Below are 12196 nucleotides of genomic sequence, written 5' to 3'. Positions count from 1 at the left end.
CCCGCGCGGACATCCGTGCCTTTCCTGAAGTAAGCGGTCGTTAACCGGTGACTCCCTGCCTCCGATCGGGCATACTCACAGCGCACAGCCGCTGGTCAGCCGCTTCCGCGACCCGGGAGTGCGAGCATCGACCGGCTGAGGAAAGACTCCGGCGGAGCCGCCCCACCCAAGGCGCACGTCCGCCGATGTGCCCGACAGGGAGGAGAGCGTCGCCATGCCCGACCGCGCCCCGCAGCCGGTGGACCGGCAACTGCCCACAGACGAGGCCAGGGACCTGATCTCGCTCGTCCGCGACATCGCGCAGCATGAGATCGCGGCCAAGGCGGCCGAGGAGGAGGACGCGGGGCGCTTCCCCCGCGAGGTCTTCACCCTGCTGTCCCGGTCAGGACTGCTCGGCCTGCCCTACGACTCCGAGCACGGCGGAGGCGAGCAGCCCTACGAGGTGTACCTCCAGGTCCTGGAGGAGCTTGCCGCGGCCCGGCTCACGGTCGGCCTCGGCGTCAGCGTCCACACGCTGGCCGCCTACGGGCTCGCCGCGTACGGGTCCAAGGAGCAGCGGGCCGAGTACCTGCCGCGGATGCTGGGCGGCGGCCTGCTCGGCGCGTACGCCCTGTCCGAGCCCGCCTCCGGCTCCGACGCCGCCTCGCTGACCACCAAGGCGGTGCGGGACGGCGACGACTGGGTGATCACGGGCACCAAGGCGTGGATCACCCACGGCGGGGTCGCTGACTTCTACACGGTCATGGCGCGCACGGGCGGCGAGGGCCCGCGCGGCATCACGGCCTTCCTGGTGCCCGGCGACGCCGAGGGGCTGAGCGCGGCCGCGCCGGAGCGGAAGATGGGCCTGAAGGGCTCACCGACCGCGCAGATCCATCTCGACGGCGTGCGGGTCGGGGACCACCGCCGGATCGGGGAGGAGGGCCAGGGCTTCGCCATCGCCCTGTCCGCGCTCGACTCGGGCCGACTGGGCATCGCGGCCTGCGCCATCGGCCTCGCCCAGGCGGCGCTCGACGAGGCGGTCGCCTACGCTGCCGACCGGCGGCAGTTCGGGCGGCCCATCGCTGACTTCCAGGGGCTCCGCTTCCTGCTCGCTGACATGGCGACGCAGATCGAGGCGGGCCGGGCGCTGTACCTGGCGGCGGCGCGCCTGCGCGACGCGGGCCGGCCGTTCGCCCGGCAGGCGGCCATGGCGAAGCTGTTCTGCACCGACACCGCGATGAAGGCGACCGTCGACGCCGTCCAGGTGCTCGGCGGCTACGGCTACACGGCCGACTTCCCGGCCGAGCGCTATATGCGCGAGGCCAAGGTGCTCCAGATCGTGGAGGGCACCAACCAGATCCAGCGGATGGTCATCGCCCGTCACGTCGCGGGTCCGGAGACCCGCTGATCTGGCCGAGGCCGGGGAAGGGCGCGGCGAGCCGGACCCACTCCGGGTCGTCGCGCCCTGGCAGGGTGCGGCCCCGGTCGGACCAGGCGCGCACCATTTCGCGGTAGATCGGCGGGTCCGGGAGCTGCGGGGGCGCAGGCTGAGGAACCGCTTCCACGGGCCGCGGCACGAAGGTGCGCCGCCGAAGCCCGGCTGCCGACTGGGTGAGGGTCATGCCAGGGCAACGCGGCGCCGGGCGGACAGGTCACCGGTCGTTCGATTCGAGCGTGAGTTCAACGGCGCCCGCGCCCGAGCGAACCCTGTGGCGGCGGTTCGGGCGCGCACGACTTGCGCGGCGCCCGCGCGCCCACGCTGCCGCGAGCGCCGCGGGGCCTCGCGGACGCCTCAAGCCCGCGCGACCGCGACGAGCCCCCCGGCGGACACGTCGAGCCCCTCGCTGACGCGTCGAGCCCCCCGTAGACACGTCGAGCCCCCCGCGGGCGCGACGAGCCCCGCGCAGGCGGAGAAGCGCGCGTGACCAGACAGCGTCACGACGGGGACGCGCCGCCGGGCAGCCGGGCAGTCGTGCACGGGGCGCGTCCTCGCGACCGGGCGGTCAGGCGGCGCTGGGGCGCATCACCGGCACGCGCATCGGGCGCGAGGCCGGGCCGCCGACGTGCGAGAAGGGCTGCATCCGCCAGTCGAGACCCTGGGGGAGCGTCAGCAGCAGGGCCGTCTGCTGCTCCTGGGGCTCGGCGGAGTCGTCCGCCGGGCGAGCCGTCGAGGCGCTGCGCCCGGTCCCCGCGCAGACGGTGAGCCCGAACGGGTTCCACGGCGAGGCGCACAGCGCGTGCTCCGGCAGGATCTCCTCGTCCGCCAGCAGCGCGATGGGCTGGGCGCACTCCGGGCAGATCACCCGGTACATCTCCAAGGTGTCGTAGGCGTCGGCCGCCTCGGCGTCGAACTCCGCTGGGTTCTCAGCGTTCTCAGCGTTTTCGGCGTTATCCGGGTTATCCGAGTTCTCAGGGCTATCTGAGTTCTCCGGATCGACGCCCTCCGGCTGCGGCGCGACGACCGGCTGCTGCCGCTTGGACGTGGAACGACCAGGGCGCTTGAGACTCTGCATGGGTTTCTCCCCCTCAGGTGGGCCGTGAAGGCGCTGCGGCCTCGACCACAGCAAGCACTTCCCTGCGGATCTCGCCGGTAATCACGAGAGCGTCACAGAGAGTGGGTCAATGCTGTGGCGTTCGTCACATGCCCCCGGCCCGTGCGCGCACGGACCGATCCGTCGTGCCAGGCAGCCCGCCCACCGCGCCCCTCCTTGGTACGCACGCGGCATGACCTGCGCCGCCGAGCTATCGGGGAAGATCGGGCGCCCTGTAGGTTCTTGCGCCATGGAGGAGCTGGACCGACAGATCGTGGAGCTGCTCGTCAAGGACGGGCGGATGAGCTACACCGACCTGGGCAAGGCGACGGGCCTTTCCACGTCGGCCGTGCACCAGCGGGTGCGGCGGCTGGAGCAGCGCGGCGTCATCCGCGGGTACGCCGCGGTCGTCGACCCGGGGGCGGTCGGGCTGCCCATGACCGCCTTCATCTCGGTCAAGCCCTTCGACCCCAGCGCGCCCGACGACATCGCCGACCGGCTGGCCGAGGTGCCGGAGATCGAGGCGTGCCACAGCGTGGCGGGCGACGAGAACTACATCCTCAAGGTGCGCGTGGCCACCCCCCACGAACTGGAGGAGCTTCTCGCCCGGGTGAGGACCCTGGCGGGGGTGTCGACCCGGACGACGGTCGTGCTGTCGACCCCGTACGAGGCCCGGCCGCCGCACGTCTGAGCGGACCGGCCCGTCGCGGCGGGCGCCGGCGTGGCCCGCCGACCTGGGTGCGGCGCGGCTCCGGCGAGGCGCGAGACTGGTCCCCATGAGTGAGCGCACCGCCGAACCGCAGACCGTCCTTCTCCGCCGGGGCGAGGTCCACAGTCCCGCCGACCCGTTCGCCACCGCCATGGTCGTCGAGGCGGGACGCATCGCCTGGGTCGGCTCCGAGGGCGCGGCCGACGGGTTCGCGGACGGCGTCGACGAGGTGATCGACCTCGACGGCGACCTCGTCACCCCGGCGTTCACCGACGCGCACGTGCACACCACCGCCACCGGTCTCGCGCTGACCGGCCTCGACCTGTCCGGCGCCCCCTCCCTGGAAGCCGCCCTGGCCCAGGTCCGCGCCTTCGCCGCCGCCCGCCCCGACGACAAGGTCCTGCTCGGCCACGGCTGGGACGCGGCCCGGTGGCCCGGCGGCCGCCCCCCGACCCGCGCGGAGCTGGACGAGGCCGCCGGCGGCCGTCCCCTCTACCTCAGCCGGATCGACGTGCACTCCGCCGTGGCCACCACCGCGCTGATCGAGCTGACCGGCGGCGACCTCGGGCGGCCGGACGGCCCGCTGACCGCGGACGCGCACCACGCCGTGCGCGCCGCCGCGTTCGGCGCGGTCACCTCCGCTCAGCGCACCGAGGCGCAGCGCGCCGCGCTCGCCCACGCCGCCTCCCTGGGCATCGGCACGGTGCACGAGTGCGGCGGCCCAGACATCTCCTCCGAGGACGACTTCACCGGCCTGCTCCGGCTCGCCGCCGCGCGGCAGGGCCCCCGCGTGGTCGGCTACTGGGCGGAGCAGGACGCCGACAAGGCGCGGGAGCTGGGCGCGCTCGGCGCCGCGGGCGACCTCTTCGCGGACGGCTCCATCGGCTCGCACACCGCCTGCCTGCACGCGCCGTACGCCGACGCCGCCCACACCGGCACCGCCTACCTGGACGCCGCAGACGTCGCCGCCCACGTCGTCGCCTGCACCGAGGCGGGCCTGCAAGCCGGTTTCCACGCCATCGGCGACGCCGCCGTGACCGCCGTCGCCGAGGGGGTGCGCGCCGCCGCCGAGAAGGTGGGCCTGGCCCGCGTCCGCGCCGCACGGCACCGCGTCGAGCACGCCGAGATGCTCACCGCGCAGACCGTCGCCGCCTTCGCCGAGCTGGGCTTGACCGCGTCTGTGCAGCCCGCGTTCGACGCGCTGTGGGGCGGCGAGGACGGCATGTACGCCCAGCGTCTGGGCGCCGAGCGGGCGCGGACGCTGAATCCGTTCGCGGCGCTGCTGCGGGCCGGAGTCCCGCTCGCCTTCGGCTCGGACAGCCCCGTCACCCCGCTGGACCCGTGGGGCACGGTCCGGGCCGCCGCCTTCCACCGCACCCCGGAGCACCGCGTCTCGGTGCGCGCCGCGTTCACCGCGCACACGCGCGGCGGCTGGCGCGCGATCGGCCGGGACGACGCGGGCGTCCTGGCGCCCGGCGCCCCTGCCGACTACGCCGTCTGGCGTACCGGCGAACTCCTCGTGCAGGCCCCCGACGACCGCGTGGCGCGCTGGTCCACCGACCCCCGCTCCGGCACCCCCGGGCTGCCCGACCTCGCCCCGGGCCGCGACCTGCCGCTGTGCCTGCGGACCGTGGTGGGCGGCCGGACGGTCTTCGTACGCCCGGCCGAGTGACATCCCGAGGCGGTGCGGCGCAGGCCCCCGCCACCGGGCCGGGGCGTCACCTGGGCATCCTCCGCGGCGGCCCGCCGGCCCCTGCGGCCGGCGCCGGTCAGCGGGCTGTTTGACAGACGGCGGCAGGGGGCCGGTAGGTTCTCCCGGGTCCACCACCGGACGCCCGGCCTGGGAACTTCCGTGCCCGCGTCGCAGTGCCGCTGGGTCAGGGACGGTCGCCGCGATGGGGCGCCGTCAATGGAGCCAGGCGCAGCGCCCGCTACGGCGGGGGAATGTTCCGGACGGTCGGCAAGGTGCGACCCGGGTGGGGCCCGGCCGCTCAGTAGACAACGGCTCTCGGTCGATCCGCAGCCAGCGGGTCCCAGGTCGGCCCGAAGGGCGCCGGGCCCCCTCCGCAGCGCGCTGGACCGCGCGACGCGCCCCGCGGGGCACGGGCATCTCGTTCCCCACAGGCATCCTGCTCACCGCCGACGACGGGCTTTCCCGCCCCGACCCGCCGATTCGACGCTCCGGCTCGGTCGCGGTGGCGCATCCCCGCAGGCCGAGCGCACTATGGTGGTCCCCTGCGGTACGGACATGAAGGGGCAGCAGTGAACGACGGCGACGGCACCCTCGCGGCTCGGGGCCAGGAGAGGCGGTTCGGCCCGCTCGGCACGGCCTTGGTGATCATCCCGACCTACGACGAGGCGGAGAACATCAAGGCGATCGTGGGCCGGGTGCGCAAGGCCGTCCCGGAGGCGCACGTCCTCGTGGCCGACGACAACAGCCCCGACGGCACGGGCAAGCTCGCCGACGAGCTGGCCGCCGAGGACGCGCAGGTGCACGTGCTGCACCGCAAGGGCAAGGAGGGCCTGGGCGCCGCCTACCTGGCGGGCTTCCGCTGGGGCCTGGAGCACGACTACGGCGTGCTGGTCGAGATGGACGCCGACGGCTCCCACCAGCCCGAGGAGCTGCCCCGGCTGCTGACCGCCCTCAAGGGCGCCGACCTGGTGCTCGGCTCGCGCTGGGTGCCGGGCGGCCGCGTGGTGAACTGGCCCAAGGGCCGCGAGATCATCTCCCGCGGCGGCAGCCTCTACTCGCGCCTCGCCCTGGACCTGCCGCTGCGGGACATCACCGGCGGCTACCGCGCCTTCCGCCGCGAGACGCTCCTGGGCCTGGGCCTGGACGAGGTCGCCTCGCAGGGCTACTGCTTCCAGGTCGACCTGGCGCGCCGCGCCGTCAAGGCCGGATACCACGTGGTCGAGGTGCCCATCACCTTCGTCGAGCGGGAACTCGGCGACTCCAAGATGAGCCGCGACATCCTCGTGGAAGCGCTGTGGCGGGTCACCGCGTGGGGCGTGGGGGAGCGGATGACCAAGCTCACCGGCCGCCAGGAGAAGGGCCGGGAGAAGGCCCAGGGGAAGAGTCCGCAGTAGTGCTTATCCGGCGCTGAGCCGGGGCCAGGCACACTGGAGCCATGACGACCAGCGCTCCGACCTCCGCCTCTCCGAACCGCCCGGGACGCTCCCGGCCGCGCAGGTATCTGCCGGTGGGCGTCGCCGTGTGGCTGGCGCTGGAGATCTGGCTGCTCACGATGCTCGCGGGCGCGGTGGGCGGCGCCGCGGTCGCTCTGCTGCTGGTCGCCGGCGCCGTGCTCGGCGCCGTGGTGATCAAGCGCGCCGGCCGCCGGGCGTTCCAGAACCTCAGCCAGACGCTGCGCGGCGGCGGCGACGCGCCGTCCGCCGGGCGCGGCGGCAACGGTCTGACGATGCTCGGCGGCCTGCTTCTGATGATCCCCGGCGTCCTCTCCGACGCGGCCGGACTGCTCCTGCTGCTCCCGCCGGTCCAGCGCGTCGTCGGCCGGTACACGCGGCGCACGGTCGACCGCAGGCTGCGCCGGGTCGTCCCCGGTTCTCTCGGCGACGCCTTCCAGCAGGCCCGCGTCCGCCGCCCCGACGGCAAGGTGGTCCAGGGCGAGGTCATCCGGGACGACCGCCCCGGGGACGCGCCCCGCGAGGAGCGCCCGCCGCTGACCCGCTGACCGCCCCGACACCCGGGGAAGCCCCGCGCTGATCCCACGCGCGGACCCCGCTCACATTCGTCACATGCGCACAGCGACACGCGAAACCGCGGGCGCCGCACGTCGTCTCCGACGTGCGGCGCCCGCGGTCACTTATATGGCGCTGTGGGTCGGCCGCCCCCGGGACTAGGCGCTCTTGCGGCTGTCCCTGGGGTGCACGGCGATGTTCATCGCACCGGAACGCAGCACGGCCAGCCGCTCTTCGAGGACCTCTTCGAGCTCCTCGCGCGTCCGCCGCTCCATCAGCATGTCCCAGTGCGTACGCGCCGGCTTGGCCTTCTTCTCCTCAGGTCCGTCGCCGTCCACCAGGAGTGCCGGGGCCCCGCAGACCTTGCACTCCCACTCCGGCGGGATCTCCGCCTCGACCGAGAAGGGCATCTCGAACCGGTGCCCCTTCTCGCATGCGTACTCCACGGCTTGGCGCGGAGCCAAGTCGATGCCGCGGTCCGTCTCGTAGCTGGTCACCACGAGGCGCGTGCCGCGAAGAGCTCGCTCACTCATGAATCGTGCCTCCCGGGCTTGTCGCCCACAGGACAGGTGTCGCTGTCGTCGTCATCCGGTCAACGTCCGGTCGGCGGTAAAGATTCCCGCTCCGGTGTCCCGGTACGGGTCGTGCGTCGCCGTCGTAGCCGCAGCCTTGTCAATCAGTGCAGTACCCACCGACGCCCGGTATGTCACATCCGCAAGAGGAATGTCACCCGGCGTCTCAGTGTTTTTGACACGCAGTAACGGTACGTCTGGCAGGCCAAACGCGTACACTACCGCCCTTTCGGCCGGAGCGCTAAATCCGGTCGGGAACGGGATTGCCCGCGTCGCGGATCGCCCGCTCCACCGGCACCCGGGCGAGCAGCGCGAAACCGATCACGAAGAAGACGACCAGGGAGACGATCGCGTCCCGGTAGCTTCCGGTCACCTGGTAGGCGATCCCGAACAGCAGCGGCCCCAGCCAGCTCATGCCGCGGTCGCTCATCTCGTACGCCGAGAAGTACTCCGCCTCCTTGCCGGGCGGCGCCAGGTGGGAGAACAGCGACCGGGACAGGGCCTGGCTGCCGCCGAGGATCAGTCCGATGCCGGCCGCCAGCACGAAGAACCACACCGGTGCGCGAGCGGGCAGGAAGAACCCCGCTCCCAGGGTGAACGTCCAGGCGACGAGCGACCCGAGGATCGTCCGCTTCGCGCCGTACGCCCTGGCCAGCCGCCCCATGCCGAGCGCACCCGCCACCGCCAGCACCTGCACCATCAGCACCGCCGTGATCAGGGTCGACTGGCTCAGGCCCAGCTCCTGGGAGCCGTACACGGACGCCTGGGAGATCACCGTCTGGATGCCGTCGTTGTAGACCAGGTAGGCGAGCAGGAAGGCCAGGGTGTGCGGCGTGCCCCGCATGGCGCGGAACGTGGCGGCGAGCTGCCGCCACCCCGGCGCGGGACGCGCGGCCGGGTCCGTCCGCCGGTCGCGCAGCCGTCTGAGCGGGACGAGCGTGAAGACGCCCCACCACAGCCCGGCCGAGGACAGGCAGACGCGCACGGCCGCGCCCTCGGACAGGCCGAACGCGTCGTGGGCGCTGAACAGCACCAGGTTCGCCACCAGCATCAGGGAGCCGGCCGCGTAGCCGAGGGCCCAGCCGCGCGAGGAGACCGCGTCGCGCTCCTCGGGCGGGGCGATCTGCGGCAGGTAGGAGTTGTAGAGGACCATCGAGACGGCCACCGAGGCGTTGGCGACGATCAGCAGCGCGCCGCCCAGCAGATAGCGGTGGCCGTCCAGGAAGAACATGCCGGCGGTCGCGCCGGCCCCGGTGTACGCGGCGGCGGCCAGCAGCGGCTTCTTGCGGCCGGTGCGGTCGGCCGCCGCGCCCGCGGCGGGCATCACCGCGATGGCCAGGATCACCGACGCCGAGACGCAGTAGGCGAAGAACGACCCGGCCCGCACGGGGACGCCCAGCGGGTGCACGAAGCCCCGCGCGTCCGCCGCCGCGCCGGCCACCGAGGTCAGATAGGGGCCGAGGAACACGGTCAGCACGCTGGTCGAGTAGACCGAGCACGCCCAGTCGTAGACGTACCAGCCGCGCTGCTCGCGCCGCCGTCCGGCGACGTCGTCGCCCGCCTCAGCCCGCACGGTGCCGGTCGTCACCCGTGCCTCCCCTCCCCGCCGTGAACGCCGCGCGGGGCCGGGGCCGGGTTCAGGCCCAGACGCCCCGTGCCTCCATGACCTCGCGCAGCGTGTCGATGTGATCGGTCATGATGCCATCCACGCCGAGGTCCAGAAGCCGGTGCATCCGCTCCGGATCGTTGACCGTCCACACGTGCACGTGCAGTCCGCGGGCGTGGGCCGCGCGGACGAAGCGCGCGTCGACCACCGGCACGCCCGACTGGGACTCCGGGACCTGCGCGGCGACGGCCGACCGGCGCACCGCGGCCGGGACGCCCCAGGAGCGCAGCCGCAGGCCCAGCACCCCGCGGACGCCGAACGACGTCGCCAGCCGGGGCCCGGCCAGCCGCTGCGCCCTGGCCACGCGCGCCTCGGAGAAGGAGCCGACGCAGACCCGCCCCCAGGCGTCCGTCCGCTCGATCAGCTCCAGCAGCGGCAGCAGGGCGGGCTCCGCCTTCACGTCGACGTTCCAGCGCGCCTCGGGGAAGGCCTCCAGCAGCTCCTCGAAGAGCGGCACCGGCTCCCTGCCCGCCACCCGCGCCTGCCGCACCTCCCGCCACGGCAGGTCGGCGATCCGGCCCGCGCCGTCGGTCACCCGGTCCAGGGTCGCGTCGTGGAAGGCGACCAGGCGGCCGTCGGCGGTGGCGTGCACATCGGTCTCGACGTACCGGTAGCCGCGTTCGACCGCGCGCCGGAACTGGGCCGCGGTGTTCTCCAGGCCGTCGGCGTCCCCGCCGCGGTGGGCGAACGGGAGAGGACCGGGATGGTCGAGGTAGGGATGGCGCGCGAGAGTGGTCACGGACGCAGTATCGCCGCCTCGGGTGACCGGCCGGCGACCGCCGTGCTGCCCGCAGCGGGCTCCGGCACGGCGAACACCCGCAGGAAGAACTGGGCCAGCGGGCCGATGCACACGGCGTACAGCAGCGTGCCCACCCCCACGGCGCCGCCGAGGGCGAACCCGGTGGCGACGACCGCCGCCTCCAGCACCGTGCGCGTCAGCCGGACCGAGCGGCCGGTGCGCCGGTGCAGCCCGGTCATCAGCCCGTCGCGGGGGCCGGGGCCGAAACGGGCGGCGATGTAGAGCCCGGTCGCCGCGCCGTTGAGCACGACGGCCGCCAGCAGCAGGGACCCCTGCGGCACGAGCCCGTGCACGGCGGGCGTCACCGAAAGGGTGCCGTCCATGGCCAGGCCGACCACGAAGACGTTGCACACGGTCCCCAGACCGGGCCGTTGACGCAACGGGATCCACAGCAGCAGCACCGCCGCGCCCACGATGATCGACACCCGGCCGATGGTCAGCCCGGTCAGCCGGGCCAGCCCCTGGTGCAGTACGCCCCAGGGCTCCAGCCCGAGGCCCGCCCGGACGAGCAGCCCTGAGCTGACGCCGAACAGGACGAGTCCGGCGCCGAGCTGGAGCAGTCGCCGCCCGAGTCTGCGAGTGCGGTCCTGCGTGAATACGCGGCGGTCCTTCGTGGACACAGCGCCCCCCTTGACGGTGGAAGTGTCGATGGCGGAAGTGGCCTGCTCCGTGACACTCTGGAGGGGGACGTCGCACCCCATCCATGGCCAATTCAAGAAAGGTGGACTGGTCGACATGGTCCAGTGGACTTCGGCGATGGGCGCCGCGCAGCTCGCCCGGCTGCTCGGCTCGCAGCAGGAGCGCCTCGCGGGCCCCGGTTCCCGCCGCCCGCCCGCCTACCGTGCGCTCGCCGACGGAATCCGGCTGCTGGTCCTGGAGGGCCGCGTGCCGGTGGGGGCCCGGCTGGCCGCCGAGCGCGAGCTGGCCCTCGCCCTCTCCGTCAGCCGGACCACGGTCGCCGCCGCCTACGAGGCGCTGCGCGCCGAAGGCTTCCTGGAGTCCCGGCGCGGCGCCGGAAGCTGGACCGCGGTCCCGGCCGGCAACCCCCTGCCGGCGCGCGGCCTGGAACCGCTGCCGCCCGAGGCCCTCGGATCGGTGATCGACCTGGGCACCGCGGCCCTGCCCGCCCCCGAGCCGTGGCTGACCCGCGCCGTCCAGGGCGCCCTGGAAGAGCTGCCGCCCTACGCCCACACGCACGGCGACTACCCGGCCGGCCTGCCCGCGCTGCGCGCGATGATCGCCGAGCGGTACACCGCGCGCGGCATTCCCACGATGCCCGAGCAGGTCATGGTGACCACCGGCGCCATGGGGGCCATCGACGCCATCTGCCATCTCTTCGGCGGCCGCGGCGAGCGCATCGCCGTCGAGTCGCCGTCCTACGCCAACATCCTCCAGCTCATGCGGGAGGCGGGCGCCCGGCTGGTGCCGGTGGCGATGGCCGAGGGGCTGGCCGGATGGGACCTGGACCGCTGGCGCCAGGTGCTGCGCGAGGCCGCGCCGCGGATCGCCTACGTCGTCGCCGACTTCCACAACCCGACCGGCGCCCTCGCCGACGAGGACCAGCGCCGCCGCCTGGTGGAGGCGGCCCGCTCGGCCGGCACGGTGCTCGTCGTGGACGAGACGATGAGCGAACTGCGCCTGGACCCGGACCTCGTGATGCCGCGCCGGATGTGCGCCTTCGACCCGGCCGGCTCGACGGTGATCACCGTAGGGTCCGCCAGCAAGGCGTTCTGGGCGGGGATGCGCATCGGCTGGGTGCGCGCGGCCCCCGACGTGATCCGCAGCCTGGTCGCCGCCCGCGCCTACGCCGACATGGGCACCCCGGTGCTGGAGCAACTGGCCGTGAACTGGCTGTTCAGCACCGGTGGCTGGGAGCAGGCGGTGGAACTCCGCCGAAGCCAGGCCCGGGAGAACCGCGACGCGCTGGTGGCGGCGGTCCGGCGGGAGCTGCCGGAATGGGAGTTCGAGGCGCCGCGCGGTGGCCTGACCCTGTGGGTGCGGACCGGGGGCCTGTCGGGCTCGCGCCTGGCGGAGGCCGGCGAGCGCGTCGGCGTCCGGGTGCCCTCCGGCCCGCGCTTCGGCGTCGACGGCGCCTTCGAGGGCTACGTCCGGCTGCCGTTCACCGTGGGGGGAGCGGTGGCGGACGAGGCGGCCGTCCGGCTGGCCGCGGCGGCCCGGCTGGTGGAGACGGGGGCGCAGGGGAGCGGGGAGGGGCCGCGGACGTTCGTGGCGTAGCCGTAG

Annotated in this window: 11 protein-coding genes; 6 read left to right on the top strand and 5 right to left on the bottom strand. The window is 74.2% G+C overall.

Annotated elements, in window-relative coordinates; genetic code table 11:
- Window positions 1-214: 214 nt before the first annotated feature.
- Window positions 215-1387: an acyl-CoA dehydrogenase family protein gene (locus ABZ861_RS28130; RefSeq protein ID WP_361635684.1), complete on the top strand. Its 1173-nt coding sequence runs from the start codon at window positions 215-217 to the stop codon at window positions 1385-1387.
- A gap of 595 nt (window positions 1388-1982) precedes the next feature.
- On the opposite strand, the gene ABZ861_RS28125 is transcribed toward ABZ861_RS28130, so the two are convergent.
- Window positions 1983-2492, bottom strand: coding sequence for a hypothetical protein (locus tag ABZ861_RS28125; protein WP_361635681.1), 510 nt, complete (start codon window positions 2490-2492; stop codon window positions 1983-1985).
- 268 nt (window positions 2493-2760) lie between these two features.
- Between ABZ861_RS28125 and ABZ861_RS28120 the strand changes: the two genes are divergently transcribed.
- The 4 genes from ABZ861_RS28120 to fxsA all read left to right on the top strand — a co-directional run bounded on the left by ABZ861_RS28120 (window position 2761) and on the right by fxsA (window position 6911).
- Entirely contained in the window at window positions 2761-3201 is a 441-nt protein-coding gene (locus ABZ861_RS28120; RefSeq protein WP_361635678.1) for an Lrp/AsnC family transcriptional regulator, read from the top strand.
- A gap of 85 nt (window positions 3202-3286) precedes the next feature.
- Window positions 3287-4891: an amidohydrolase gene (locus ABZ861_RS28115; RefSeq protein WP_361635675.1), complete on the top strand. Its 1605-nt coding sequence runs from the start codon at window positions 3287-3289 to the stop codon at window positions 4889-4891.
- 590 nt (window positions 4892-5481) lie between these two features.
- Entirely contained in the window at window positions 5482-6306 is an 825-nt protein-coding gene (locus tag ABZ861_RS28110; protein ID WP_361635672.1) for a polyprenol monophosphomannose synthase, read from the top strand.
- A 41-nt stretch (window positions 6307-6347) separates the two neighbouring features.
- On the top strand, window positions 6348-6911 hold the full coding sequence (fxsA, locus tag ABZ861_RS28105; protein ID WP_361635669.1) for an FxsA family membrane protein: 564 nt from the start codon (window positions 6348-6350) through the stop codon (window positions 6909-6911).
- A gap of 165 nt (window positions 6912-7076) precedes the next feature.
- Here fxsA and ABZ861_RS28100 read toward each other — a convergent pair whose 3' ends face one another.
- From ABZ861_RS28100 to ABZ861_RS28085, 4 genes are all read right to left on the bottom strand, one after another.
- Complete coding sequence (locus tag ABZ861_RS28100) at window positions 7077-7451, bottom strand: RNA polymerase-binding protein RbpA (RefSeq protein ID WP_009187548.1); 375 nt, start codon at window positions 7449-7451, stop codon at window positions 7077-7079.
- Between the two features lie 280 nt (window positions 7452-7731).
- The gene (locus ABZ861_RS28095; RefSeq protein ID WP_361635666.1) at window positions 7732-9078 is read right to left on the bottom strand and encodes an MFS transporter; all 1347 of its coding nucleotides are present in this window, start codon (window positions 9076-9078) and stop codon (window positions 7732-7734) included.
- A 49-nt stretch (window positions 9079-9127) separates the two neighbouring features.
- Window positions 9128-9895: a glycerophosphodiester phosphodiesterase gene (locus tag ABZ861_RS28090; protein ID WP_361635663.1), complete on the bottom strand. Its 768-nt coding sequence runs from the start codon at window positions 9893-9895 to the stop codon at window positions 9128-9130.
- Complete coding sequence (locus ABZ861_RS28085) at window positions 9892-10575, bottom strand: hypothetical protein (RefSeq protein ID WP_361635661.1); 684 nt, start codon at window positions 10573-10575, stop codon at window positions 9892-9894. Before ABZ861_RS28085 ends, ABZ861_RS28090 begins: the two co-directional genes overlap by 4 nt.
- Before the next feature lie 115 nt (window positions 10576-10690).
- Here ABZ861_RS28085 and ABZ861_RS28080 point away from each other — a divergent pair, with 115 nt between their 5' ends.
- The gene (locus ABZ861_RS28080) at window positions 10691-12190 is read left to right on the top strand and encodes a PLP-dependent aminotransferase family protein (RefSeq protein ID WP_361635658.1); all 1500 of its coding nucleotides are present in this window, start codon (window positions 10691-10693) and stop codon (window positions 12188-12190) included.
- Window positions 12191-12196 lie beyond the last annotated feature (6 nt).

Source organism: Streptomyces sp. NPDC046985, from assembly GCF_040644415.1.
Classification (GTDB): domain Bacteria; phylum Actinomycetota; class Actinomycetes; order Streptomycetales; family Streptomycetaceae; genus Streptomyces.
Note: the sequence above shows the minus strand (reverse complement) of the source record. Positions and strands in the feature narration are given on the sequence as shown.

What these genes read in the sequence shown, in the direction of transcription:
- ABZ861_RS28130 (WP_361635684.1), top strand. Translation starts at nt 215, where the DNA reads ATGCCCGACCGCGCCCCGCAGCCGGTGGACCGGCAACTGCCCACAGAC.
- ABZ861_RS28125 (WP_361635681.1), bottom strand. Translation starts at nt 2,492, where the DNA reads ATGCAGAGTCTCAAGCGCCCTGGTCGTTCCACGTCCAAGCGGCAGCAG.
- ABZ861_RS28120 (WP_361635678.1), top strand. Translation starts at nt 2,761, where the DNA reads ATGGAGGAGCTGGACCGACAGATCGTGGAGCTGCTCGTCAAGGACGGG.
- ABZ861_RS28115 (WP_361635675.1), top strand. Translation starts at nt 3,287, where the DNA reads ATGAGTGAGCGCACCGCCGAACCGCAGACCGTCCTTCTCCGCCGGGGC.
- fxsA (WP_361635669.1), top strand. Translation starts at nt 6,348, where the DNA reads ATGACGACCAGCGCTCCGACCTCCGCCTCTCCGAACCGCCCGGGACGC.
- ABZ861_RS28100 (WP_009187548.1), bottom strand. Translation starts at nt 7,451, where the DNA reads ATGAGTGAGCGAGCTCTTCGCGGCACGCGCCTCGTGGTGACCAGCTAC.
- ABZ861_RS28080 (WP_361635658.1), top strand. Translation starts at nt 10,691, where the DNA reads ATGGTCCAGTGGACTTCGGCGATGGGCGCCGCGCAGCTCGCCCGGCTG.